Origin of the sequence: Vagococcus sp. CY52-2 (genome assembly GCF_022655055.1) — a bacterium.
GTDB lineage: Bacteria > Bacillota > Bacilli > Lactobacillales > Vagococcaceae > Vagococcus.
In genome coordinates this window covers 91,784-117,175 of record NZ_CP093384.1, presented here as the reverse complement: position 1 = coordinate 117,175, position 25,392 = coordinate 91,784, and the positions used below count along the sequence as shown (strand labels likewise).

12 protein-coding genes, 18 tRNA genes and 6 rRNA genes are annotated in these 25,392 nt (G+C 41.6%); all 36 read right to left on the bottom strand.

Annotation, left to right across the window (positions count from 1 at the left end; all coding sequences use genetic code 11):
* Window positions 1-9: 9 nt before the first annotated feature.
* The 36 genes from MN187_RS00600 to MN187_RS00420 all read right to left on the bottom strand — a co-directional run bounded on the left by MN187_RS00600 (window position 10) and on the right by MN187_RS00420 (window position 25,390).
* Entirely contained in the window at window positions 10-930 is a 921-nt protein-coding gene (locus tag MN187_RS00600; RefSeq protein ID WP_241699588.1) for a peptidase U32 family protein, read from the bottom strand.
* 113 nt (window positions 931-1,043) lie between these two features.
* Window positions 1,044-3,500: an ATP-dependent Clp protease ATP-binding subunit gene (locus MN187_RS00595; protein ID WP_241699589.1), complete on the bottom strand. Its 2,457-nt coding sequence runs from the start codon at window positions 3,498-3,500 to the stop codon at window positions 1,044-1,046.
* An 11-nt stretch (window positions 3,501-3,511) separates the two neighbouring features.
* A complete protein-coding gene (locus tag MN187_RS10565) occupies window positions 3,512-3,976 on the bottom strand; it encodes a CtsR family transcriptional regulator (RefSeq protein WP_117973525.1) in 465 nt (154 codons plus the stop codon).
* 149 nt (window positions 3,977-4,125) lie between these two features.
* Window positions 4,126-4,210 (bottom strand) — tRNA-Leu (locus MN187_RS00580).
* An 8-nt stretch (window positions 4,211-4,218) separates the two neighbouring features.
* Window positions 4,219-4,289, bottom strand: a tRNA-Cys gene (locus MN187_RS00575).
* A gap of 9 nt (window positions 4,290-4,298) precedes the next feature.
* Window positions 4,299-4,370 (bottom strand) — tRNA-Gln (locus MN187_RS00570).
* A 10-nt stretch (window positions 4,371-4,380) separates the two neighbouring features.
* Window positions 4,381-4,453 (bottom strand) — tRNA-His (locus MN187_RS00565).
* An 11-nt stretch (window positions 4,454-4,464) separates the two neighbouring features.
* Window positions 4,465-4,535 (bottom strand) — tRNA-Trp (locus MN187_RS00560).
* Window positions 4,536-4,542: 7 nt separating this feature from the next.
* Window positions 4,543-4,623, bottom strand: a tRNA-Tyr gene (locus tag MN187_RS00555).
* A gap of 3 nt (window positions 4,624-4,626) precedes the next feature.
* A tRNA-Phe gene (locus MN187_RS00550) sits at window positions 4,627-4,699 on the bottom strand.
* Window positions 4,700-4,704: 5 nt separating this feature from the next.
* Window positions 4,705-4,777 (bottom strand) — tRNA-Asp (locus MN187_RS00545).
* A 25-nt stretch (window positions 4,778-4,802) separates the two neighbouring features.
* A tRNA-Glu gene (locus MN187_RS00540) sits at window positions 4,803-4,874 on the bottom strand.
* A gap of 24 nt (window positions 4,875-4,898) precedes the next feature.
* Window positions 4,899-4,988 (bottom strand) — tRNA-Ser (locus MN187_RS00535).
* A 24-nt stretch (window positions 4,989-5,012) separates the two neighbouring features.
* Window positions 5,013-5,086 (bottom strand) — tRNA-Asn (locus MN187_RS00530).
* 11 nt (window positions 5,087-5,097) lie between these two features.
* Window positions 5,098-5,213 (bottom strand): 5S ribosomal RNA (rrf, locus tag MN187_RS00525).
* Window positions 5,214-5,292: 79 nt separating this feature from the next.
* Window positions 5,293-8,204 (bottom strand): 23S ribosomal RNA (locus MN187_RS00520).
* Window positions 8,205-8,429: 225 nt separating this feature from the next.
* Window positions 8,430-9,987: ribosomal RNA gene (locus MN187_RS00515) — 16S ribosomal RNA — on the bottom strand.
* Between the two features lie 234 nt (window positions 9,988-10,221).
* A tRNA-Pro gene (locus MN187_RS00510) sits at window positions 10,222-10,295 on the bottom strand.
* A 12-nt stretch (window positions 10,296-10,307) separates the two neighbouring features.
* A tRNA-Arg gene (locus MN187_RS00505) sits at window positions 10,308-10,381 on the bottom strand.
* A gap of 9 nt (window positions 10,382-10,390) precedes the next feature.
* Window positions 10,391-10,476: transfer RNA gene (locus tag MN187_RS00500), tRNA-Leu, on the bottom strand.
* Between the two features lie 14 nt (window positions 10,477-10,490).
* A tRNA-Gly gene (locus tag MN187_RS00495) sits at window positions 10,491-10,562 on the bottom strand.
* Between the two features lie 7 nt (window positions 10,563-10,569).
* Window positions 10,570-10,642, bottom strand: a tRNA-Thr gene (locus MN187_RS00490).
* Between the two features lie 69 nt (window positions 10,643-10,711).
* Window positions 10,712-10,784, bottom strand: a tRNA-Lys gene (locus MN187_RS00485).
* 9 nt (window positions 10,785-10,793) lie between these two features.
* Window positions 10,794-10,866, bottom strand: a tRNA-Val gene (locus MN187_RS00480).
* Window positions 10,867-10,879: 13 nt separating this feature from the next.
* Window positions 10,880-10,995, bottom strand: a 5S ribosomal RNA gene (rrf, locus tag MN187_RS00475).
* Window positions 10,996-11,074: 79 nt separating this feature from the next.
* Window positions 11,075-13,984: ribosomal RNA gene (locus MN187_RS00470) — 23S ribosomal RNA — on the bottom strand.
* 225 nt (window positions 13,985-14,209) lie between these two features.
* Window positions 14,210-15,767: ribosomal RNA gene (locus tag MN187_RS00465) — 16S ribosomal RNA — on the bottom strand.
* Together the 16S, 23S and 5S rRNA genes with 18 tRNA genes alongside form the textbook arrangement of a ribosomal RNA operon.
* Window positions 15,768-16,308: 541 nt before the next feature.
* Window positions 16,309-17,772 carry a lysine--tRNA ligase gene (gene lysS, locus MN187_RS00460; RefSeq protein WP_187363592.1) on the bottom strand — a complete coding sequence of 488 codons (1,464 nt, stop codon included), beginning with the start codon at window positions 17,770-17,772 and terminating at the stop codon, window positions 16,309-16,311.
* A 117-nt stretch (window positions 17,773-17,889) separates the two neighbouring features.
* Entirely contained in the window at window positions 17,890-18,879 is a 990-nt protein-coding gene (dusB, locus tag MN187_RS00455) for a tRNA dihydrouridine synthase DusB (RefSeq protein ID WP_071456011.1), read from the bottom strand.
* 14 nt (window positions 18,880-18,893) lie between these two features.
* Entirely contained in the window at window positions 18,894-19,796 is a 903-nt protein-coding gene (gene hslO / locus MN187_RS00450; protein ID WP_084657138.1) for an Hsp33 family molecular chaperone HslO, read from the bottom strand.
* Between the two features lie 105 nt (window positions 19,797-19,901).
* Entirely contained in the window at window positions 19,902-22,001 is a 2,100-nt protein-coding gene (gene ftsH / locus MN187_RS00445; protein ID WP_242093985.1) for an ATP-dependent zinc metalloprotease FtsH, read from the bottom strand.
* A gap of 80 nt (window positions 22,002-22,081) precedes the next feature.
* Window positions 22,082-22,627: a hypoxanthine phosphoribosyltransferase gene (gene hpt / locus MN187_RS00440; protein WP_071456009.1), complete on the bottom strand. Its 546-nt coding sequence runs from the start codon at window positions 22,625-22,627 to the stop codon at window positions 22,082-22,084.
* Window positions 22,628-22,645: 18 nt separating this feature from the next.
* A complete protein-coding gene (gene tilS, locus MN187_RS00435; protein WP_241699674.1) occupies window positions 22,646-24,040 on the bottom strand; it encodes a tRNA lysidine(34) synthetase TilS in 1,395 nt (464 codons plus the stop codon).
* A 64-nt stretch (window positions 24,041-24,104) separates the two neighbouring features.
* A complete protein-coding gene (locus MN187_RS00430; RefSeq protein ID WP_117974101.1) occupies window positions 24,105-24,590 on the bottom strand; it encodes a S1 domain-containing RNA-binding protein in 486 nt (161 codons plus the stop codon).
* A 73-nt stretch (window positions 24,591-24,663) separates the two neighbouring features.
* On the bottom strand, window positions 24,664-25,047 hold the full coding sequence (locus tag MN187_RS00425; RefSeq protein WP_241699675.1) for an FtsB family cell division protein: 384 nt from the start codon (window positions 25,045-25,047) through the stop codon (window positions 24,664-24,666).
* A gap of 82 nt (window positions 25,048-25,129) precedes the next feature.
* Window positions 25,130-25,390 (bottom strand): RNA-binding S4 domain-containing protein, encoded by a 261-nt coding sequence (locus MN187_RS00420; RefSeq protein WP_117974105.1) that lies wholly within the window; start codon window positions 25,388-25,390, stop codon window positions 25,130-25,132.
* Window positions 25,391-25,392: the final 2 nt, after the last annotated feature.

Sequence of the window (25,392 nt, the reverse complement as noted above, 5' to 3'; positions counted from 1 at the left end):
TATTCTCTCCTATTTTATTTCCTCAGGATCTAAATAATAAAAGCCAGTATCCAAACTTCTTCCTTTTGGATGATGTTCCATAATCGTTTTTTGTAGCGATTTTGCCAAATCCTGTGCCCAAGTGTCTCCAATCAACGCTTTTTTAGCTGTAATAAAACTTGAAACAATACTCACAAAATCTTCCCCAGGAGTATACATACCATCTAATTTCCAATGTCTTAAACCAGCATCATATAATTCTTTTAATTCAAACATTAAGTCTACATCATTTGTGGCATAAATGTGTGTCCCATGCTTATCCTCGAAAATAGAATAATGCGTTTCTTCATCTTTAGGTTCAGATATAAACAACCCATCTTCTTTAGAAACATTGTCTTGTTGCTTCGTAAAATTAAAATAATTTGTAATCAATGGGCGTTTTGAGTGATGGATACACGTCGCACCATACACTAAAACTTCAGTAAAGACTTGCGTATCTTTGGCAATTTGTTGCAACTCCTCAAATGGAATTTCTCTAGCTAAAATTGCACCAGTTGCCCCACGTTTTGCCCAAAAGTTTACTTGCCTTGAACTAGTCACCATTGTTTCAGCATTATATACATAAGGTAGTTTATATCCATCTCGTTGTAAGACATAAATCACACCAGGATCGCCTACAATAATATCATCTACTCCAATTGATTCTAAAAAAACCAAATATTCAGGAATAAGCTCCATTTTATCTGGATGCATAATGGCACTTACTGCTACACGTGCTTTTTTTCCTTTGCTATGAGCTAATTGAACCAATTCAGTCATTTCTTCTCTTGTGAAATAATGCGGTAAACGTAACCCAAATTCTTCTTCTCCAAAACAAATTACATCAATATCCAATTCGACCAGTTGACGTGCCTGTTCTAATGAGTCCACTGTCGTACTTATCTCTATCATTCTAGACACTCCTATCCTTTATAAACACTTTTTATCCTAACATATTGCATAGATAAACCGCAATCTTTCACAAGGTAAAAGCGCTAGTTATTTAACTAACTAACGCTTGTTTGTTACACTTTTTCTACCTTTTTTACTTTTGTATTAATTTTCCCTTTTGATGCACCAAGAGTCACTATATCTCCTGTTTGAAGTTCACCTGACAAGAGTAATTCACTTAGTCTATCTTCGACTTCTTTTTGCAAAGCACGACGAATTGGACGAGCTCCGTATTCCGGATCAAACCCTTCACTACTGATAACATCAATAGCTGCTGAAGTTAATTTTAATGTAATATCTTGTTCTTTTAATCTCTCAACAACATCTTTAGACATGATTTTCACGATATCATGTAATTGTTGTTTATTTAATGAGTGGAATACGACCACTTCATCTACACGATTTAAAAATTCCGGTCTAAATGATTTTTTCAATTCTTCTAATATACGAGATTTCATCGCTTTATAATCTTTGGTTTCATCTGCTACACCAAATCCAACAGTCTTTTCATCTCGTAAAGAAGTAGCGCCGATATTTGATGTCATGATAATAATTGTATTTTTAAAATCTACTTTACGACCTTTGGCATCAGTTAAATGCCCATCATCTAGTACTTGCAACAACACATTAAACACATCAGGATGGGCTTTTTCTACCTCATCAAGTAATACAACAGAATATGGTTTTTGACGGATTCGCTCAGTCAATTGTCCTCCTTCATCATAACCAACATACCCTGGAGGGGAGCCGACTAAACGACTTGTACTATGTTTTTCCATAAATTCAGACATATCCACTCGAATCAAGGCATCTTCTGAACCAAACATCACTTCAGCAATTGTTTTAGCTAATTCTGTTTTTCCAACACCTGTTGGCCCTAAAAACATAAATGACCCAATTGGACGATTTGGACTCTTCAACCCACTTCTCGCACGTCGAATAGCACGTGAAACAGATTCTACAGCCTCTTCTTGGCCGATAACACGTTCATGCATAACCTTTTCTAAATCAAGTAATCGTTCACTCTCTTTTTTCTCTAACTGTGTTAAAGGAATACCAGTCCATTGAGAAATGACAGATTCAATATCTTCTTCGGTCAATTTTTGTGTATAACCAGCTGATTCTTTTTCTTGTTTTTCAACTAATTTTGCTAATTTTTTTAAGGCTTTCTTTTCTATCTCTCGAATTTCAACCACTTCGGCAAATTTTTGTGAGATAATCGCTTCTTCTTTTTCCTTATAGATATCAGCTAATACCCGTTGTTGTTTCACTATTGGAGATGGTTTTTCCGTTTGGTTCAAGCGTACTTTGGCAGCTGCCTCATCTATCAAATCAATAGCTTTATCAGGAAGCTGACGATCATTAATGTAACGAATAGATAATTTTACAGCTGCTTCAACAGCCTCTTGAGTTATGGTTACTTGATGATGTTCTTCATACTGAGATTTCAACCCTGTCAAAATATCAATGGTTTCTTCTTCAGTGGGTTCATCAACCATAATTTTAGCAAATCGGCGCTCTAACGCAGAATCTTTTTCAATATATTTTTGATATTCATCTAATGTTGTTGCCCCTATTGTTTGAAGTTCTCCACGTGCTAATGCAGGTTTTAAAATATTAGATGCATCAATCGCTCCTTCAGCACCACCAGCACCAATCAACGTATGTAATTCATCAATAAACAAAATAACTTCGCCATCATGGTAAATTTCATCCACCAATTTTTTCATGCGATCCTCAAATTCACCACGATACTTAGTCCCAGCAACTACTGCTCCCATATCAAGCATCATCACACGTTTATTTTGCATATCTTTTGGTACATTAGATTCGATAATCCGTTGCGCTAAACCTTCAGCAATAGCTGTTTTCCCAACACCAGGTTCTCCAACAAGTACCGGATTATTTTTAGTTCGACGACTTAAAATTTGTATCAATCGTTCAACTTCTATCTCGCGACCAACTAAAGGATCTAATCGTTTTTCTCTAGCACTCTGTGTCAAATCTCGTGCCAAAGAATCTAGTGTAGGAGTCCCTTCACCAACTGAATTCTTAATCGCTTTTCTATTTTTACCATTTTTATTATTGTCTGTAATACCAATTCTTCTCATTATATCTTTGCGTAACTTGGGAAGTTCCACTCCTAAATTTTTTAAAATTCTAGCAGATAATAATGTATCTTCTCTAACCAAAGCAAGTAAAATGTGTTCTGTTCCAATGCTTGGCGCCCCTAGTCGTTTAGCCTCTTCACCTGCGAAAGCTAACACATCCTTAGTTCGCGGAGAATAAGGAAGCAATTCGTTTTCTTTAGATTTATAACGTCCATATTGAACAATCTGTTCAACTTCCTCAAACAGATAAGTATCATCAATATCAAAATATCTCATTACTTTTCCACCAATACCTCTTGGTTCCTTCGCTAAAGCAAGTAACAAATCCTCTGTTCCAACTACATCATGTCTAAAATATTTAGCACTTTCTTGTGCAAGATTCAGAACTTCATTAGCCCTTTTAGTAAATAATTCACCCATACCTATCACTCCTATTCTTCATAAGTTAGTCGTTCTAATACATCAATCATCATGTTCGATCTCAATAATTTTTCTTCTTCCGAGCGACTAATACCAGTTAATTTAAACGCTGAATTAAGTAAATACTTTTCACGTACAGTTATTAGATTATTATCTTGCAGTTCATTTAAAATAGCAAATGCTTCACTGTCTGTCAAACCATTACTTATCATATCTGGAATTTCTTCACATATTCTGGTTTTATATTTTATCAATTTAACTTTTACAATACGAATATACCCACCACCACCACGTTTACTTTCTACCCGATAACCTTTTGGAACAGTAAACCTTGTGTTAATAACATAATTAATTTGTGATGGTACACAATTAAATTGATTAGCAATTTCAGCTCGTTTTATTTCAATAATATCCTCATTCTTCAATAGTTCTTTTAAATAATCTTCTATAATATCAGACATATTTTTATTTTGCATAAAAATCTCACCCTTCAAACGTAACATAAAACAATTGACTTATATTGACCTTTATTATACATAATATATCTAGATATTTATACTAATTAGCTTTGTATATACCAAAAGAGCTTTGAATGAAATCATTCAAAGCTCTTTTTACTAAATTATACCGGCGGCCGGGGTCGAACCGGCACGCCCTCAATGGGCACTGGATTTTGAGTCCAGCGCGTCTGCCAATTCCGCCACGCCGGCAAAACAAGAGGCGGTAACCGGATTTGAACCGATGATAAAGGTTTTGCAGACCTCTGCCTTACCACTTGGCTATACCGCCTTTAAAAAACTGGGCTAGCTGGATTCGAACCAACGAATGACGGAGTCAAAGTCCGTTGCCTTACCGCTTGGCTATAGCCCAATAATAAAAAGGCGACTGATGGGAATCGAACCCACGAATGCCGGAGCCACAATCCGGTGCGTTAACCACTTCGCCACAGTCGCCATATTATTAACAGGGGTAGTAGGAATCGAACCCACGCTGACGGTTTTGGAGACCGTAGTTCTACCGCTAAACTATACCCCTTTAAATATGGAGGGGGGCAGATTCGAACTGCCGAACCCGAAGGAGCGGATTTACAGTCCGCCGCGTTTAGCCACTTCGCTACCCCTCCAAATGGCGCAAGACAGAATCGAACTGCCGACACACGGAGCTTCAATCCGTTGCTCTACCAACTGAGCTACTGCGCCAATAACGGTTCCGACGGGAATCGAACCCGCGATCTCCTGCGTGACAGGCAGGCATGTTAACCCCTACACCACGGAACCTAATTATGGTTTCTATTATATTTTATGACCCGTACGGGAATCGAACCCGTGTTACCGCCGTGAAAGGGCGGTGTCTTAACCGCTTGACCAACGGGCCAGTATCATAATTTCTTTTAGTATACGGAGAGTAAGGGATTCGAACCCTTGAGACAGTTATTACCGCCTACATGATTTCCAATCATGCTCCTTCGGCCAACTCGGACAACTCTCCTGAGTTTTACCTTAATTAAAAGAACTCCGGCAGTAGGACTCGAACCTACGACATCATGATTAACAGTCATGCGCTACTACCAACTGAGCTATGCCGGATAATAATATAAGCACGGCAACGTCCTACTCTCACAAAGGGAAACCCTTCACTACCCTCGGCGCTAAGAAGCTTAACTTCTGTGTTCGGCATGGTTACAGGTGTATCCTTCTTGCCATCGTCACCGCACTTATATGTTTTTTATTGAGTGATGATTCACTCAAAACTGGATGTTAAGTTAGTATCAATATAATGGTCCACCGCTATCTTGGTTAAGTCCTCGACCGATTAGTACTAGTCCGCTCCATACATCACTGTACTTCCACTTCTAGCCTATCTACCTGATCATCTTTCAGGGGTCTTACTTCCTTAAAGGAATGGGAAATCTCATCTTGAGGGGGGCTTCACGCTTAGATGCTTTCAGCGTTTATCCCGTCCATACATAGCTACCCAGCAATGCCCTTGGCAGAACAACTGGTACACCAGAGGTATGTCCATCCCGGTCCTCTCGTACTAAGGACAGCTCCTCTCAAATTTCCAACGCCCGCGACGGATAGGGACCGAACTGTCTCACGACGTTCTGAACCCAGCTCGCGTGCCGCTTTAATGGGCGAACAGCCCAACCCTTGGGACCGACTACAGCCCCAGGATGCGACGAGCCGACATCGAGGTGCCAAACCTCCCCGTCGATGTGAACTCTTGGGGGAGATAAGCCTGTTATCCCCAGGGTAGCTTTTATCCGTTGAGCGATGGCCCTTCCATGCGGAACCACCGGATCACTAAGCCCGACTTTCGTCCCTGCTCGAGTTGTAACTCTCGCAGTCAAGCTCCCTTCTGCCTTTGCACTCTACGAATGATTTCCAACCATTCTGAGGGAACCTTTGGGCGCCTCCGTTACCTTTTGGGAGGCGACCGCCCCAGTCAAACTGTCCATCTGACACTGTCTCCCACCACGATAAGTGGTGCGGGTTAGAATGGTCATAACACAAGGGTAGTATCCCACCAGCGCCTCCATCGAAACTAGCGTTCCGATTTCTACGGCTCCTACCTATCCTGTACATGTGTTACAAACATTCAATATCAAACTACAGTAAAGCTCCATGGGGTCTTTCCGTCCTGTCGCGGGTAACCTGCATCTTCACAGGTACTAAAATTTCACCGAGTCTCTCGTTGAGACAGTGCCCAAATCGTTACGCCTTTCGTGCGGGTCGGAACTTACCCGACAAGGAATTTCGCTACCTTAGGACCGTTATAGTTACGGCCGCCGTTTACTGGGGCTTCAATTTTGAGCTTCGCTATTGCTAACCCATCCTCTTAACCTTCCAGCACCGGGCAGGCGTCAGCCCCTATACGTCATCTTTCGATTTTGCAGAGACCTGTGTTTTTGATAAACAGTCGCTTGGGCCTATTCACTGCGGCTGAACTTGCGTTCAGCACCCCTTCTCCCGAAGTTACGGGGTCATTTTGCCGAGTTCCTTAACGAGAGTTCTCTCGCTCACCTTAGGATTCTCTCCTCGACTACCTGTGTCGGTTTGCGGTACGGGTCATTTGTTTCTAACTAGAAGCTTTTCTTGACAGTGTGACATTGAGACTTCGGTACTCTATTTCCCTACTCATCACAACTTGTTCTTAAAGATAAAAGCATTTGACTCTTATCAAAACTTGTTGCTTGAACGTGCACTTCCAGTCGCACGATCTCATAGCCTCCTGTGTCCCTCCATTGTTCAAACAAAACAAACGAGTACAGGAATCTCAACCTGTTGTCCATCGCTTACGCCTATCGGCCTCAGCTTAGGTCCCGACTAACCCTGGGAGGACGAGCCTTCCCCAGGAAACCTTAGTCATTCGGTGGACAGGATTCTCACCTGTCTTTCGCTACTCATACCGGCATTCTCACTTCTAAGCGCTCCACCAGTCCTTACGATCCAGCTTCAACGCCCTTAGAACGCTCTCCTACCATAGAACCAAAGGTTCTATCCACAGCTTCGGTAACATGTTTAGCCCCGGTACATTTTCGGCGCAAGGGCACTCGACTAGTGAGCTATTACGCACTCTTTAAATGGTGGCTGCTTCTGAGCCAACATCCTAGTTGTTTGTGCACCCTCACATCCTTTTCCACTTAACATGTATTTTGGGACCTTAGCTGGTGGTCTGGGCTGTTTCCCTTTCGACAATGGATCTTATCACTCACTGTCTGACTCCCGGATATAAATGAATGGCATTCGGAGTTTATCTGAATTCGGTAACCCAAGACGGGCCCCTAGTCCAAACAGTGCTCTACCTCCATCATTCTCAAATCCGAGGCTAGCCCTAAAGCTATTTCGGAGAGAACCAGCTATCTCCAAGTTCGTTTGGAATTTCTCCGCTACCCACACCTCATCCCCGCACTTTTCAACGTACGTGGGTTCGGTCCTCCAGTGCGTTTTACCACACCTTCAACCTGGACATGGGTAGGTCACATGGTTTCGGGTCTACGACAACATACTCATTCGCCCTATTCAGACTCGCTTTCGCTACGGCTCCGCTTCTTCAGCTTAACCTCGCATGCTATCGTAACTCGCCGGTTCATTCTGCAAAAGGCACGCTATCACCCATTAACGGGCTCTAACTTCTTGTAAGCACACGGTTTCAGGTTCTATTTCACTCCCCTTCCGGGGTGCTTTTCACCTTTCCCTCACGGTACTGGTTCACTATCGGTCACTAGAGAGTATTTAGCCTTGGGAGATGGTCCTCCCGGATTCCGACGGAATTTCTCGTGTTCCGCCGTACTCAGGATACTCATAGGTGTGTTGTCAATTTCATCTACGGGGCTTTTACCCGCTACGGCTGACCTTTCCAGATCGATTCGACTATCCACAACAGCTACCACAATTGAGTCCTACAACCCCAATAAGCAAGCTTATTGGTTTGGGCTGTTTCCGTTTCGCTCGCCGCTACTAAGGAAATCGATTTTTCTTTCTCTTCCTGCAGGTACTTAGATGTTTCAGTTCTCTGCGTCTACCTTCTAATAGCTATGTATTCACTACTAGATAATATCCTATAAAAGATACTGGGTTCCCCCATTCGGAAATCTCCGGATCATAGCTTACTTACAGCTCCCCGAAGCATATCGGTGTTAGTCCCGTCCTTCATCGGCTTCTAGTGCCAAGGCATCCACCGTGCGCCCTTATTCACTTAACCTTTTCTAACCTTACGGTTAGCTTTTTTTCATTAACTATTAACTAGCGATAGATAATAGTTAATACATTTCACAGTTCTTTAAAAGAAACTGTTCAACGCGGTGTTCTCGGTTTATGTTGATGTCTAACTTCAACTATCCAGTTTTCAATGAACAATCTGTTTGAGAGTAGACCTCTCAAAACTGAACAAAGTAAAACGTAATGTGTTTTCCGTAATTATCCTTAGAAAGGAGGTGATCCAGCCGCACCTTCCGATACGGCTACCTTGTTACGACTTCACCCCAATCATCTATCCCACCTTAGGCGGCTGGCTCCAAAAGGTTACCTCACCGACTTTGGGTGTTACAAACTCTCGTGGTGTGACGGGCGGTGTGTACAAGGCCCGGGAACGTATTCACCGTGGCATGCTGATCCACGATTACTAGCGATTCCGGCTTCATGTAGGCGAGTTGCAGCCTACAATCCGAACTGAGAACAGCTTTAAGAGATTAGCTAAACCTCGCGGTCTCGCAACTCATTGTACTGTCCATTGTAGCACGTGTGTAGCCCAGGTCATAAGGGGCATGATGATTTGACGTCATCCCCACCTTCCTCCGGTTTGTCACCGGCAGTCTCGCTAGAGTGCCCAACTAAATGATGGCAACTAACAATAAGGGTTGCGCTCGTTGCGGGACTTAACCCAACATCTCACGACACGAGCTGACGACAACCATGCACCACCTGTCACTTTGTCCCCGAAGGGAAAGCTCTATCTCTAGAGTGGTCAAAGGATGTCAAGACCTGGTAAGGTTCTTCGCGTTGCTTCGAATTAAACCACATGCTCCACCGCTTGTGCGGGCCCCCGTCAATTCCTTTGAGTTTCAGCCTTGCGGCCGTACTCCCCAGGCGGAGTGCTTAATGCGTTAACTGCAGCACTGAAGGGCGGAAACCCTCCAACACTTAGCACTCATCGTTTACGGCGTGGACTACCAGGGTATCTAATCCTGTTTGCTCCCCACGCTTTCGAGCCTCAGCGTCAGTTACAGACCAGAGAGTCGCCTTCGCCACTGGTGTTCCTCCATATATCTACGCATTTCACCGCTACACATGGAATTCCACTCTCCTCTTCTGCACTCAAGTCCTCCAGTTTCCAATGACCTTCCTCGGTTGAGCCGAGGGCTTTCACATCAGACTTAAAAGACCGCCTGCGCTCGCTTTACGCCCAATAAATCCGGACAACGCTTGCCACCTACGTATTACCGCGGCTGCTGGCACGTAGTTAGCCGTGGCTTTCTGGTTAGATACCGTCAAGGTGATAACAGTTACTCTATCACTTGTTCTTCTCTAACAACAGAGTTTTACGATCCGAAAACCTTCTTCACTCACGCGGCGTTGCTCGGTCAGACTTTCGTCCATTGCCGAAGATTCCCTACTGCTGCCTCCCGTAGGAGTCTGGGCCGTGTCTCAGTCCCAGTGTGGCCGATCACCCTCTCAGGTCGGCTATGCATCATGGTCTTGGTAGGCCGTTACCCCACCAACTAACTAATGCACCGCGGGCCCATCCACCAGTGACACCGAAGCGTCTTTCATACTTTCGCCATGCGGCAAAAGCAATTATGCGGTATTAGCACCTGTTTCCAAGTGTTATCCCCCTCTGGTGGGCAGGTTGCCCACGTGTTACTCACCCGTCCGCCACTCACTTCTTTTCGGTGGAGCAAGCTCCGGTGAAAAGAAGTGCGTTCGACTTGCATGTATTAGGCACGCCGCCAGCGTTCGTCCTGAGCCAGGATCAAACTCTCAATAAAAAGTTGATAACATCTTGCGATGTTTAGCTCATTTGTTTTAAAACTTGCTAGCGAATTGTATTCACTAAATATGGTTTGTTTCTACATAGTAGAAACGCCCTACACATTTGGTTCGTCTTACTTTGTTCAGTTTTCAAAGGTCTAAACTTTGTTGTCGTAACAACTTTTATATCATAACAAGTTGTCATCTTATTGTCAACACTTTTTTAATTTTTTTTGAGAAAAATCTCAAAATCGGGAAGACAGGATTCGAACCTGCGACCCCTTGGTCCCAAACCAAGTGCTCTACCAAGCTGAGCTACTTCCCGTATTAAATTAAACGCGCCCAAGAGGAGTCGAACCCCTAACCTTCTGATCCGTAGTCAGACACTCTATCCAGTTGAGCTATGGGCGCTATTAATGATGCCGAGGACCGGAATCGAACCGGTACGGTGATCACTCACCGCAGGATTTTAAGTCCTGTGCGTCTGCCAGTTCCGCCACCCCGGCTAGAACTTATGAAAAGCGGAAGACGGGGTTCGAACCCGCGACCCCCACCTTGGCAAGGTGATGTTCTACCACTGAACTACTTCCGCTTATAGATGCCGGCTAAAGGACTTGAACCCTCGACCCTCTGATTACAAATCAGATGCTCTACCAACTGAGCTAAGCCGGCATGTTCTATCAATACGAATTTTAAACAACAAAAAAATACTAACTTTCGTATTATGGCTTAATATAGTAATGACCCGTACTGGGCTCGAACCAGTGACCCTCTGATTAAAAGTCAGATGCTCTACCAACTGAGCTAACGAGTCAAAAATGTATGGAGGTTAACGGGATCGAACCGCTGACCCCCTGCTTGTAAGGCAGGTGCTCTCCCAGCTGAGCTAAACCTCCATCAATACAAAAAGCACGGCAACGTCCTACTCTCACAAAGGGAAACCCTTCACTACCCTCGGCGCTAAGAAGCTTAACTTCTGTGTTCGGCATGGTTACAGGTGTATCCTTCTTGCCATCGTCACCGCACTTATATGCTTTTTATTGAGTGATGATTCACTCAAAACTGGATGTTAAGTTAGTATCAATATAATTGTCCACCGTTATCTTGGTTAAGTCCTCGACCGATTAGTACTAGTCCGCTCCATACATCACTGTACTTCCACTTCTAGCCTATCTACCTGATCATCTTTCAGGGGTCTTACTTCCTTAAAGGAATGGGAAATCTCATCTTGAGGGGGGCTTCACGCTTAGATGCTTTCAGCGTTTATCCCGTCCATACATAGCTACCCAGCAATGCCCTTGGCAGAACAACTGGTACACCAGAGGTATGTCCATCCCGGTCCTCTCGTACTAAGGACAGCTCCTCTCAAATTTCCAACGCCCGCGACGGATAGGGACCGAACTGTCTCACGACGTTCTGAACCCAGCTCGCGTGCCGCTTTAATGGGCGAACAGCCCAACCCTTGGGACCGACTACAGCCCCAGGATGCGACGAGCCGACATCGAGGTGCCAAACCTCCCCGTCGATGTGAACTCTTGGGGGAGATAAGCCTGTTATCCCCAGGGTAGCTTTTATCCGTTGAGCGATGGCCCTTCCATGCGGAACCACCGGATCACTAAGCCCGACTTTCGTCCCTGCTCGAGTTGTAACTCTCGCAGTCAAGCTCCCTTCTGCCTTTGCACTCTACGAATGATTTCCAACCATTCTGAGGGAACCTTTGGGCGCCTCCGTTACCTTTTGGGAGGCGACCGCCCCAGTCAAACTGTCCATCTGACACTGTCTCCCACCACGATAAGTGGTGCGGGTTAGAATGGTCATAACACAAGGGTAGTATCCCACCAGCGCCTCCATCGAAACTAGCGTTCCGATTTCTACGGCTCCTACCTATCCTGTACATGTGTTACAAACATTCAATATCAAACTACAGTAAAGCTCCATGGGGTCTTTCCGTCCTGTCGCGGGTAACCTGCATCTTCACAGGTACTAAAATTTCACCGAGTCTCTCGTTGAGACAGTGCCCAAATCGTTACGCCTTTCGTGCGGGTCGGAACTTACCCGACAAGGAATTTCGCTACCTTAGGACCGTTATAGTTACGGCCGCCGTTTACTGGGGCTTCAATTTTGAGCTTCGCTATTGCTAACCCATCCTCTTAACCTTCCAGCACCGGGCAGGCGTCAGCCCCTATACGTCATCTTTCGATTTTGCAGAGACCTGTGTTTTTGATAAACAGTCGCTTGGGCCTATTCACTGCGGCTGAACTTGCGTTCAGCACCCCTTCTCCCGAAGTTACGGGGTCATTTTGCCGAGTTCCTTAACGAGAGTTCTCTCTCACCTTAGGATTCTCTCCTCGACTACCTGTGTCGGTTTGCGGTACGGGTCATTTGTTTCTAACTAGAAGCTTTTCTTGACAGTGTGACATTGAGACTTCGGTACTCTATTTCCCTACTCATCACAACTTGTTCTTAAAGATAAAAGCATTTGACTCTTATCAAAACTTGTTGCTTGAACGTGCACTTCCAGTCGCACGATCTCATAGCCTCCTGTGTCCCTCCATTGTTCAAACAAAACAAACGAGTACAGGAATCTCAACCTGTTGTCCATCGCTTACGCCTATCGGCCTCAGCTTAGGTCCCGACTAACCCTGGGAGGACGAGCCTTCCCCAGGAAACCTTAGTCATTCGGTGGACAGGATTCTCACCTGTCTTTCGCTACTCATACCGGCATTCTCACTTCTAAGCGCTCCACCAGTCCTTACGATCCAGCTTCAACGCCCTTAGAACGCTCTCCTACCATAGAACCAAAGGTTCTATCCACAGCTTCGGTAACATGTTTAGCCCCGGTACATTTTCGGCGCAAGGGCACTCGACTAGTGAGCTATTACGCACTCTTTAAATGGTGGCTGCTTCTGAGCCAACATCCTAGTTGTTTGTGCACCCTCACATCCTTTTCCACTTAACATGTATTTTGGGACCTTAGCTGGTGGTCTGGGCTGTTTCCCTTTCGACAATGGATCTTATCACTCACTGTCTGACTCCCGGATATAAATGAATGGCATTCGGAGTTTATCTGAATTCGGTAACCCAAGACGGGCCCCTAGTCCAAACAGTGCTCTACCTCCATCATTCTCAAATCCGAGGCTAGCCCTAAAGCTATTTCGGAGAGAACCAGCTATCTCCAAGTTCGTTTGGAATTTCTCCGCTACCCACACCTCATCCCCGCACTTTTCAACGTACGTGGGTTCGGTCCTCCAGTGCGTTTTACCACACCTTCAACCTGGACATGGGTAGGTCACATGGTTTCGGGTCTACGACAACATACTCATTCGCCCTATTCAGACTCGCTTTCGCTACGGCTCCGCTTCTTCAGCTTAACCTCGCATGCTATCGTAACTCGCCGGTTCATTCTGCAAAAGGCACGCTATCACCCATTAACGGGCTCTAACTTCTTGTAAGCACACGGTTTCAGGTTCTATTTCACTCCCCTTCCGGGGTGCTTTTCACCTTTCCCTCACGGTACTGGTTCACTATCGGTCACTAGAGAGTATTTAGCCTTGGGAGATGGTCCTCCCGGATTCCGACGGAATTTCTCGTGTTCCGCCGTACTCAGGATACTCATAGGTGTGTTGTCAATTTCATCTACGGGGCTTTTACCCGCTACGGCTGACCTTTCCAGATCGATTCGACTATCCACAACAGCTACCACAATTGAGTCCTACAACCCCAATAAGCAAGCTTATTGGTTTGGGCTGTTTCCGTTTCGCTCGCCGCTACTAAGGAAATCGATTTTTCTTTCTCTTCCTGCAGGTACTTAGATGTTTCAGTTCTCTGCGTCTACCTTCTAATAGCTATGTATTCACTACTAGATAATATCCTATAAAAGATACTGGGTTCCCCCATTCGGAAATCTCCGGATCATAGCTTACTTACAGCTCCCCGAAGCATATCGGTGTTAGTCCCGTCCTTCATCGGCTTCTAGTGCCAAGGCATCCACCGTGCGCCCTTATTCACTTAACCTTTTCTAACCTTACGGTTAGCTTTTTTTCATTAACTATTAACTAGCGATAGATAATAGTTAATACATTTCACAGTTCTTTAAAAGAAACTGTTCAACGCGGTGTTCTCGGTTTATGTTGATGTCTAACTTCAACTATCCAGTTTTCAATGAACAATCTGTTTGAGAGTAGACCTCTCAAAACTGAACAAAGTAAAACGTAATGTGTTTTCCGTAATTATCCTTAGAAAGGAGGTGATCCAGCCGCACCTTCCGATACGGCTACCTTGTTACGACTTCACCCCAATCATCTATCCCACCTTAGGCGGCTGGCTCCAAAAGGTTACCTCACCGACTTTGGGTGTTACAAACTCTCGTGGTGTGACGGGCGGTGTGTACAAGGCCCGGGAACGTATTCACCGTGGCATGCTGATCCACGATTACTAGCGATTCCGGCTTCATGTAGGCGAGTTGCAGCCTACAATCCGAACTGAGAACAGCTTTAAGAGATTAGCTAAACCTCGCGGTCTCGCAACTCATTGTACTGTCCATTGTAGCACGTGTGTAGCCCAGGTCATAAGGGGCATGATGATTTGACGTCATCCCCACCTTCCTCCGGTTTGTCACCGGCAGTCTCGCTAGAGTGCCCAACTAAATGATGGCAACTAACAATAAGGGTTGCGCTCGTTGCGGGACTTAACCCAACATCTCACGACACGAGCTGACGACAACCATGCACCACCTGTCACTTTGTCCCCGAAGGGAAAGCTCTATCTCTAGAGTGGTCAAAGGATGTCAAGACCTGGTAAGGTTCTTCGCGTTGCTTCGAATTAAACCACATGCTCCACCGCTTGTGCGGGCCCCCGTCAATTCCTTTGAGTTTCAGCCTTGCGGCCGTACTCCCCAGGCGGAGTGCTTAATGCGTTAACTGCAGCACTGAAGGGCGGAAACCCTCCAACACTTAGCACTCATCGTTTACGGCGTGGACTACCAGGGTATCTAATCCTGTTTGCTCCCCACGCTTTCGAGCCTCAGCGTCAGTTACAGACCAGAGAGTCGCCTTCGCCACTGGTGTTCCTCCATATATCTACGCATTTCACCGCTACACATGGAATTCCACTCTCCTCTTCTGCACTCAAGTCCTCCAGTTTCCAATGACCTTCCTCGGTTGAGCCGAGGGCTTTCACATCAGACTTAAAAGACCGCCTGCGCTCGCTTTACGCCCAATAAATCCGGACAACGCTTGCCACCTACGTATTACCGCGGCTGCTGGCACGTAGTTAGCCGTGGCTTTCTGGTTAGATACCGTCAAGGTGATAACAGTTACTCTATCACTTGTTCTTCTCTAACAACAGAGTTTTACGATCCGAAAACCTTCTTCACTCACGCGGCGTTGCTCGGTCAGACTTTCGTCCATTGCCGAAGATTCCCTACTGCTGCCTCCCGTAGGAGTCTGGGCCGTGTCTCAGTCCCAGTGTGGCCGATCACCCTCTCAGGTCGGCTATGCATCATGGTCTTGGTAGGCCGTTACCCCACCAACTAACTAATGCACCGCGGGCCCATCCACCAGTGACACCGAAGCGTCTTTCATACTTTCGCCATGCGGCAAAAGCAATTATGCGGTATTAGCACCTGTTTCCAAGTGTTATCCCCCTCTGGTGGGCAGGTTGCCCACGTGTTACTCACCCGTCCGCCACTCACTTCTTTTCGGTGGAGCAAGCTCCGGTGAAAAGAAGTGCGTTCGACTTGCATGTATTAGGCACGCCGCCAGCGTTCGTCCTGAGCCAGGATCAAACTCTCAATAAAAAGTTGATAACATCTTGCGATGTTTAGCTCATTTGTTTTAAAACTTGCTAGCGAATTGTATTCACTAAATATGGTTTGTTTCTACATAGTAGAAACGCCCTACACATTTGGTTCGTCTTACTTTGTTCAGTTTTCAAAGGTCTAAACTTTGTTGTCGTAACAACTTTTATATCATAACAAGTTTATAATAACTTGTCAACATTTTTTTGAATTTTTTTAAATTTTCTGAAAATTCGTTCGCTAGAATAAAAATCCTATTAGCTAAATGTTAAAAGTTGTGATTTTTAAAAGCTGTGTCTCAAGGACATGTATTAATATAACAAGATTATAGAGAAAGGTCAACCTTTTTCTAAAAAAAAAATTCACAAATTTTAAATTAAAATTATATGATTTTTATTCGTTTTTATTCGTTATAAAAAATAATTTTCTAGATAAATCATTTTTAATAACTATTTATTTCTTTTTATAACGAACATTAACCGTTTAACGATAATTTTATATACTAAAATAAAATAAAAAAGTGAAGAAATTCTTCACTTTTTTATCTCATCGTTGGGAATAATAAGACATCTCTAATAGATTGTGAGTTAGTTAATAGCATCACCAGACGGTCGATCCCTATTCCCAAACCACCTGTTGGAGGCATTCCATATTCTAGCGCTTCAATAAAATCTTCATCTATTCCATGAGCTTCATCATTTCCTAAATCTTTTTCTTTCATCTGCGCTTCAAATCGTTCTCTTTGATCGATTGGATCATTTAACTCGGTAAAGGCATTTCCATATTCTTTTCCTACGATAAATACTTCAAAGCGATCTGTAAATCGGTCATCTTCTGGATTTTTCTTAGCAAGTGGAGAAATTGAAACCGGATGACCATAGATAAAGGTTGGTTGAATCAACGTATCTTCAACAAACTCTTCAAAAAATTCATTAATCACATGGCCATAATCCATATGTTCTTCTATAGTAACATTATGTTTTTTAGCGATTGTTCTTGCTTCTTCGTCTGATGTTACATTCCAGAAATCAACACCTGTGACTTCTTTAATCGCATCAACCATATGAATTCTCTTCCATGGTCCTTCTAAGTTAACATTAACATCACCGTATTGGATTTGTAATGTCCCTAATACTTTTTGAGCGACTGTTGTAATGATACCTTCTGTTAAATCCATAATATCTTTATAATCAGTATAAGCTGTATACACTTCTAGCATAGTAAATTCTGGATTGTGTGTCGCATCAATCCCTTCATTACGGAATACACGACCAATTTCATATACTTTTTCCATTCCACCAACGATTAATCGTTTTAAATGTAATTCAAGCGCGATGCGTAAATATAATTCCATATCTAATGCGTTATGATGTGTAATAAATGGTCTTGCTGCTGCTCCACCTGCCATATTATGTAGGGTTGGTGTTTCAACTTCTAAATAACCATGGTCATTTAAGTAATTACGCACTTCGCGGATAATTTCACTACGTTTAACAAATTTGTCAAAGCTATCACGATTACTAATTAAATCTAAATAGCGTTGACGGTATTTTTGCTCAACGTTTGTTAAACCGTGATATTTATCCGGTAACGGTCTAAGAGCTTTTGTCAAGAATGTAAAGTCAGTTGGCTTGATTGTCATCTCACCCATATCAGTTTTCATCACTTGTCCAGTTACTCCAACAAAATCACCTAAGTCAGCTTGTTTAAATAGTTCATAGGCTTCTTCACCAATCGCATCTTTACGAACGTAAATCTGTACTTGCCCTTCTCTATCCTGTAAATGAGCAAACCCTACTTTACCTTTACCACGTTTTGTCATGATACGACCAGCAATTGTCGCTGTTAGGTTTAACTCTTGTAATTCTTCTTTAGTTTTATCATCATATTTTTCATGCAATTCTTTTGCATTGGTTGTACGCTCAAAACGTGTTCCAAATGGGTCTAATCCCTTGTCACGCAACTCCGCCATTTTTTCTCGTCTAACGATGAGTTGATCATTCATTTCTTGATGCTCTTGATTATCTTTTGACACGTTACTTCCTCCTATACATTATTTGCCATTCTACTCTCTCCTATAATGCCATAAATAGCAAAAAAAAGGCAAGTTAATTTGCCTTTTTTATCCGACTAATCCTTTTTCTTTTACAACTAATACATACTCATCCAAAATCTGATTCATTTCTTCTTGAGTTGTCGCTTTATTAACGGCTAGTCGTGTTTTGGTTGCACGTGGGGCGCCTTTTAAATAATACGCGGCATGTTGACGGAATTCTAAACAGCCAATTTTTTCACCTTTCAAACGAATTAAACGGTCTAAATGAAGTTTAGCTGTCTCGATTTTTTCAGCTGGGTGTGGCTCTTCTAACAACTCACCTGTTTCTAGATAATGCTGTGTGCGATAAATCATCCATGGATTACCTAACGCAGCTCGCCCAATCATTACGCCATCACATCCAACATAATCAAGCATGCGTTTTGCATCTTCTGGGGTTCTCACATCACCATTCCCCATAAATGGAATGGTTAAATGCTTTTTAACTTCCCTTAGTACATCCCAGTTAGCTCTTCCTTCATACATCTGCACGCGTGTTCGACCATGCATCGCCACTGCACTCGCACCGGCTTTTTCAGCAGCTAATGCATTTTCAACAGCATACACATGTTCTTCATCCCAACCAATACGTTGTTTCACTGTCACCGGAATACTCACAGCACTCGCCACAGCTTCTACCATTTCATATACTTTATTTGGATCAAGTAACCATCTAGCACCTGCTTCAGCTTTGATGACTTTATTTACTGGACATCCCATATTGATATCAATCATATCTGCGGTCGTGTATTCTTCGACAAATTTAGCTGCTTCGACTAAGTTTTCTTTATTGCCACCAAATATTTGTAGACTAAGCGGATGTTCTGTCTCATCAATATAAAGCATTTCTAGTGTTTTTTTGTTACGCTGTTGAATGCCTTTATCACTAATCATCTCACATACGACAAGCCCTGCACCAAACTCTTTGACTGTTACACGAAAAGCCGAGTTACTTACTCCGGCCATCGGTGCCACAACCACTCGATTAGGAATCTCGACGTTTCCTATCTTCCACATCGGGTTTCCTCCTCTTAAGACTGCATAGCCTCGTCTCTTAATACTGATAACTCTTCTGCTGTATAATGATATTTTTCATTACAAAAATGACAGACAGCTTCTGCTCCATTGTCTTCTTCTATCATATTGGTTAATTCATCGACTCCTAAGGTAATTAAAGCTGAAGAAAAACGTTCTTTAGAGCAATCACATTGAAATTCGACGGGCATCGTATCTAAAATTTCGACATTTTCTTTCCCTAATAAACGATAAAGAATTTCTTCTGGTGTTTCACCTTGATCTAATAGATTAGAAACTTGTGGAATATCAGCTAAACGTTTTTCAATTTCAACTAGTGTTTCCTCTGAAGCAAACGGCATCACTTGAATCATAAATCCACCTGCCGCTTTCACAACGTCATCATTTTCATTATCAACTAATACACTTAACCCGACTGCTGAAGGAACTTGTTCTGATGTTGCTAAATAATATGTAAAGTCTTCAGCTAGTTCACCTGAAACTAATGGAACTTGTCCTGTAAACGGCTCTCTTAATCCTAAATCTTTTACCACACTTAGAGATCCATTTGTTCCCACTCCACCACGCACATCAATTTTTCCTAATGCATTTGCTGGTAAATTAACTTGTGGGTTTTTAACGTATCCCTTTACATGTCCTTTTGCATCAGCATCAATGACGATAGCACCGATTGGACCATCCCCTTGAATACGAACAGTTAATTTTTCGTCACCTTTATGCATTGAACCTAACATCAAGGCTCCTGTTAAAGAACGACCTAGTGCCGCTGTTGACGTGCGCCATGTATCATGACGTTGTTGTGCTTCAGCAACTAACTCTGTTGTGCGTGTTGCCATCGCACGAATTTCTCCATTAAAACATAAAGCTTTAACTAAATAATCTGTTGTTTGTTTACTCATTTATCGTGCCTACTTTCTTTCTTTATTATTCCCAATTAAAAAGTGGGCTATACTTTCGTATATCCCACTTATCATAACGTATTTGTTTCAATCTTAAAACTATTTTTACTCAGATTTATCTTCTTTCACAGCTTCTTCAGCTTCTTTAATCGATTGTGATAATTCTTCATCACGCTCTTTTAAATTGTGCTCTGCTTCTTTTTCTTCAGAAAATTCAGCTTTTTGTTTTTCAGCGTCTTTTTTCTCTAACGCTTCTTTAACTTCTTCAAAAGAACCATCTTTTTCACTTGGATACTCTTCAGGTTTATCATCACTTGGCATTTTACCGTCTTCAAATAATGATTTAATTTGTTTCGCATCAAGTGTTTCGTATTTAAGTAGTGACTCTGCGATTAACTTGTGTTCATCACGATGTGCTTCAATAATTTCAACCGCTTTTTGATGAGCACGGTTCAAGATATTACGAACTTCCTCATCGATTTGGAACGCAACTTGTTCTGAATAAGTTTTTGTTTGTCCATAATCACGGCCAACAAAGACTTGATGGTTTCCTTCATATTGTACAGGACCTAATGAATCACTCATACCATACTCAGTTACCATTGAACGAGCTAAGTTAGTTGCTTGTTCAAAGTCATTACTTGCCCCAGTAGATTTCACACCAAAGATAATTTCTTCGGCCACACGTCCACCAAGTAATCCAACGATTTGTTCGAACATTTCGTTTTGAGTCATTAAGAAACGATCTTCTTTTGGTAAAGCAATCATGTATCCGCCAGCACGTCCACGTGGAACGATGGTTACTTTATGGACAATTCTTGCATCGCTTAGCACTAATCCACAGATTGTATGACCTGCTTCATGGTAAGCAACCATTGAACGTTCTTTTTTACTAATCATGCGGTCTTTCTTAGCAGGACCAGCAATGACTCTATCTTGTGCTTCATCAATATCTGATGCGTCAATTTTCTTTTTATTACGTCGAGCCGCTACAAGGGCAGCTTCGTTTAATACGTTTTCTAAGTCTGCACCGGCAAATCCTGGTGTTTGTTGTGCGACAACTTTTAAATCAACATCGTTTGCTAAAGGTTTGTTACGAGAATGAACTCGCAAAATTTGTTCACGACCTTTAACATCAGGTGTTCCAACAAGAACTTGTCTGTCAAAACGTCCTGGACGAAGTAATGCAGGGTCCAACACATCTGAACGGTTTGTTGCAGCAATAACGATAACTCCTTCATTACCATTGAAACCATCCATTTCAACAAGCAATTGGTTAAGGGTTTGTTCACGTTCATCGTGACCCCCACCCATACCAGCACCACGTTGACGACCAACTGCATCAATTTCATCGATGAAGATAATCGCTGGAGCTGATTTTTTCGCTGTTTCAAACAAGTCACGTACACGACTTGCCCCAACACCGACAAACATCTCAACAAAGTCTGAACCTGAAATAGAGAAGAATGGTACGCCAGCTTCTCCGGCAACAGCTTTTGCTAATAATGTTTTACCTGTTCCGGGAGGTCCCTCAAGTAACACACCCGCAGGAATTCTAGCACCAAGTTCCACGAAACGACGTGGGTCTTTCAAGAATTCAACTACTTCTACTAATTCTTGTTTTTCTTCTTCAGCTCCTGCTACGTCAGAAAAACGAACATTGATTGATTTTTTATCTGCTTCTTTTGTTTTAGATTTCCCAAAGTTCATGACACGGCCATTTCCACCACCTTGTCCACCTTGTCCCATCATCATATAGAATAGGAATACCATCAATAAAACTGGTAAGAAACTAAACAATAATGATACCCAAACACTGTTGTTTGATTGTTCTTTAACAACAAATTTGGTACCAGATTCACTCGCTGTTTCGCTAATATTAGCAATGGTTGCATCATTAGGTAAGACAGATGTTGTAAATCGTTTTGATTTTACTTTTGTTTTACCAAATATTGGTAACCCACCTGAATCAGTAATTTTCTGATCTTCATGGTACTCACCCGTGATTTTGTAAACGCCATTAGCAGGTTGAACAGTAAAGTCTTTAATTTGATCATCTTTTAATTGTTGATAGAACGTTGAATAATTTATAGTTGGAGATTGGTCGCCGCCTTGTCCAAAGAAGAAGTATACTATTGTAATCATTGATAAAAATACAATAATATAATAAAGCGAGTTGCGCATCCCTGAATTCTTTTTATTCATACATGTCCTCCTTCTCTATATTAAATTTTTAGTTTGTAATCATTACTAAGAAATTATTGTAACACTAAATGTTCGAAAAATTAAGCATTTTCGTATATTTCTGGTTTCAATACACCGATATATGGAAGATTACGATAATCTTCAGCATAATCTAAACCATATCCTACAACAAATTCGTTTGGCACTTCAAAACCAACATAGTCAGCTGCCATATCAACAACACGACCTTCTGGTTTATCAAGCATCGTCACAATTTTAACAGAAGCTGCTTTACGGTGTTTCAATAAGTCAACAAGATATTTTAATGTACGTCCACTATCGATAATATCTTCTACTAAGATAATATGACGACCTTCAACTACTGTACTTAAATCTTTCAAAATACGAACTTCACCAGATGAGACAGTCGCATTACCGTAACTTGACACATCCATAAAATCCATTTCCATGTGAATTGGCATAGCACGAACTAAATCCGATAAAAACGGAACGGCTCCTTTTAAAATACCCACAACTAAAGGAAACTTATCCTGATACTCACGACTAATCTCTTCACCTAAAACAGCAACTCGTTCTTGAATTTGTTGTTCTGAATAAAATGTTTTTTCGATATCTTTTTCTAACATTGGGTTCTCCTTCCAAACTTACTCATCCCTTTGATATAAGTAGACGAGCTTATACTGTATTTTATCAGTTTCATGATGAATACTCAAATAAGATTCTCTAAATGGTAAAAGCCATAGAAGATACCCTTTTTCATCGAAAACGAGCCAACTTAAATCACGTAATTTAGTTGGTATTTTTTCATCAATAAAATATCGTGATACTTTCTTAGTCTGACCTTTATAATTATATACGAATCTGTCACCAGCTTCACGTTTTCTGACTCGAATCGTATGATGTTTCCCATGTGTGTAAATCATCTCTTTTAAGTGCCAGTTAATCAATTCATTCGGAATAACTTCTTTACCCAATTCAAAAAATCCTAACCACTGATTATTAGACAAAAATACACCCTGATTTTTTGCCAAATCAAATACAGTATATTCATTTAATGACTTTTTCTTTTGATAGATAGTGAGTATGTCATAATTTTTTTCAACAATCCAATTATTTCCTAATAATAACTGTTGATTTGGTTTATCATTACTAATCAGTTTTTGTAACTGATTCATATGCTCATATCCTACAACAAGGCTAGTTTTTTCTTGAATATCTGTTAATATATATCGAATTACTTCAGACTGTATCGCTAAATTGTGTTTTTTTAACGAAATATAATCTAATTGCCATGTATTATTTTGATAAGAAACAAGTAATTCAATTAAAGGCTGCAGTAATTCATCGATAACTTGCCTTTGATTGGAAATTTCTTGAGATAAGCGCAATATTCCGTTACCAAAATTAGGATTTTCTATTTCCAGCATAGGACGGATGTGATGACGAATACGATTTCGGAAATAATTATCAGAAAGGTTACTACTATCTTCATGATACGGGATATTTTTTTCTTTAGCGTATTCATAAAGTTCTTTTTTAGAAAAACTTAATAATGGGCGAATAACCTGATTGACTCCCAGTGAGCGTTTTTTTTCAATCCCAACCAATTTTCTTAATTGACTACCTTGAATCCATCGCATCAAGATTGTTTCGACAGCATCATCTTTATGATGAGCCGTTAATAAATACGTGCTATTTGTTTCTTGCATCACTTTATCAAAAAAAGTATAGCGAAATGTTCTTGCTTGTTGCTCTACATTTGTATCAACAGTTTTTCCTTCGTCCCATATACCGACAAAACAGGGTATTTGATATTTTTTGGCATAACTTTCTACAAATAATTGTTCCACTTCTGATTCAGCTCTTAACTGGTGGTTAATATGTGCAACATAAATCACTGGACGTTGATCTTTGGGTATTTGACACAACAAATGCAGTAACACCATTGAGTCAACTCCTCCAGATACTCCTACCACAATATGAGTTTGTGGCATCAACTGGTACTCTGATTGAATAATCTTTTCAAATTCTTGGTACACAAACTTTCCTCCCACTTTTCCATATAAAAAAAGGATAAGAGAACTCTCTTACCCTTCTATCTATTTAGTTACGACGTCCGCCACGTCCGCCACGTTTTCCTTCAGTACTGCGTTTTAATGTACTTAATCTATCATCACTATCTTTTAAGAAGTTAGTCATTAATGAATCAAAACTTTCTTTTTGTGGAGTAGCTACTGCTGCAGGTTTACGATTATTTCTACCACGGTCATTTCCACCTCGGTTGTTACGATCAGACTGGTAATTATTTGATGAACGTTTGTATTCTTTACGCTCACGCTGTGCTGGGCGTTCTTCTTCGTTGGCACGCTTGATTGATAACCCAATTTTTCCGTCATCTCCAACACTCATGACTTTTACTTCAACTTCGTCATTCATCTTTAAAACATCGTTGATATCTTTTACAAAGCTATTAGATACCTCACTGATATGTACCAATCCTGTTTTTCCATCACCTAAATCTACAAACGCTCCAAAATTAGTAATACCTGACACTTTACCAGATAACTTTGTCCCCACTTCGATTGACATAAAAAAATATTTCCTCCTTGAATCCTCTTTATATATTATTTTTTTATTAACTTAATACTCGATTGCCACTGCTTTAATTTGCACCACTCAGTCCTGGGATGCTATATACTTGTTCGCCTTCTTTAGAGTAAAAATATTTGGCACGTGCAACTTTCTCAACATATTCGGGATCCTTTAACAATTTTACTTCGTTTTCCAAATCCTTCTTTTCTGTTTTTACTTTTGCATATTCCTTTTTTACCTCTGTGTGATTTTGTTGTAGTGATAACAGATGTTGTCCATTGCGAAATAAGTTAATTCCCATGAACGTAAATAAACCAAAGGCTAACACAAACATAACCGTTAAGCGTCGTCGTTTGTAAATCATTTGCTTTTGTTCACGTTGAGCTTTCGCCATTGGTGACGGAAGTCTTTTTTCGCTTGTCTCAAGGGCTAATAACGTTTTTTTCTCACTCATGATACATTAGACTCCATTTCTGTTTATACTTGGGTTCATTATACCAACTAGCCTCATTAATGTCTAATACTTATCGCTGATTTTAGTTTTGATTTTTGATTTCGCTAATAATTTCGTATAAATCTTTTGCTTCATCTTTTTTAGTTGTGTCTTTTAAGTCTAATACTTTAACTTCTAATGTTTTATTACCAAACATGATTGTAATCACATCTCCTATTTTAACAGGGGTAGATGATTTAGCTAATTTGTGATTCACTTGAATCCGACCTTTATCAGCTATTTCTTTTGCAATTGTTCGACGTTTTATAATTCTTGAAATTTTTAAAAATTTATCTAATCTCATCA

Coding starts and splice junctions, on each gene's coding strand:
- lysS (WP_187363592.1), bottom strand. CDS start 17,772: ATGAATGATCAACTCATCGTTAGACGAGAAAAAATGGCGGAGTTGCGT.
- MN187_RS00600 (WP_241699588.1), bottom strand. CDS start 930: ATGATAGAGATAAGTACGACAGTGGACTCATTAGAACAGGCACGTCAA.
- ftsH (WP_242093985.1), bottom strand. CDS start 22,001: ATGAATAAAAAGAATTCAGGGATGCGCAACTCGCTTTATTATATTATT.
- MN187_RS00420 (WP_117974105.1), bottom strand. CDS start 25,390: ATGAGATTAGATAAATTTTTAAAAATTTCAAGAATTATAAAACGTCGA.
- MN187_RS10565 (WP_117973525.1), bottom strand. CDS start 3,976: ATGCAAAATAAAAATATGTCTGATATTATAGAAGATTATTTAAAAGAA.
- MN187_RS00595 (WP_241699589.1), bottom strand. CDS start 3,500: ATGGGTGAATTATTTACTAAAAGGGCTAATGAAGTTCTGAATCTTGCA.
- hslO (WP_084657138.1), bottom strand. CDS start 19,796: ATGAGTAAACAAACAACAGATTATTTAGTTAAAGCTTTATGTTTTAAT.
- hpt (WP_071456009.1), bottom strand. CDS start 22,627: ATGTTAGAAAAAGATATCGAAAAAACATTTTATTCAGAACAACAAATT.
- MN187_RS00425 (WP_241699675.1), bottom strand. CDS start 25,047: ATGAGTGAGAAAAAAACGTTATTAGCCCTTGAGACAAGCGAAAAAAGA.
- MN187_RS00430 (WP_117974101.1), bottom strand. CDS start 24,590: ATGTCAATCGAAGTGGGGACAAAGTTATCTGGTAAAGTGTCAGGTATT.
- dusB (WP_071456011.1), bottom strand. CDS start 18,879: ATGTGGAAGATAGGAAACGTCGAGATTCCTAATCGAGTGGTTGTGGCA.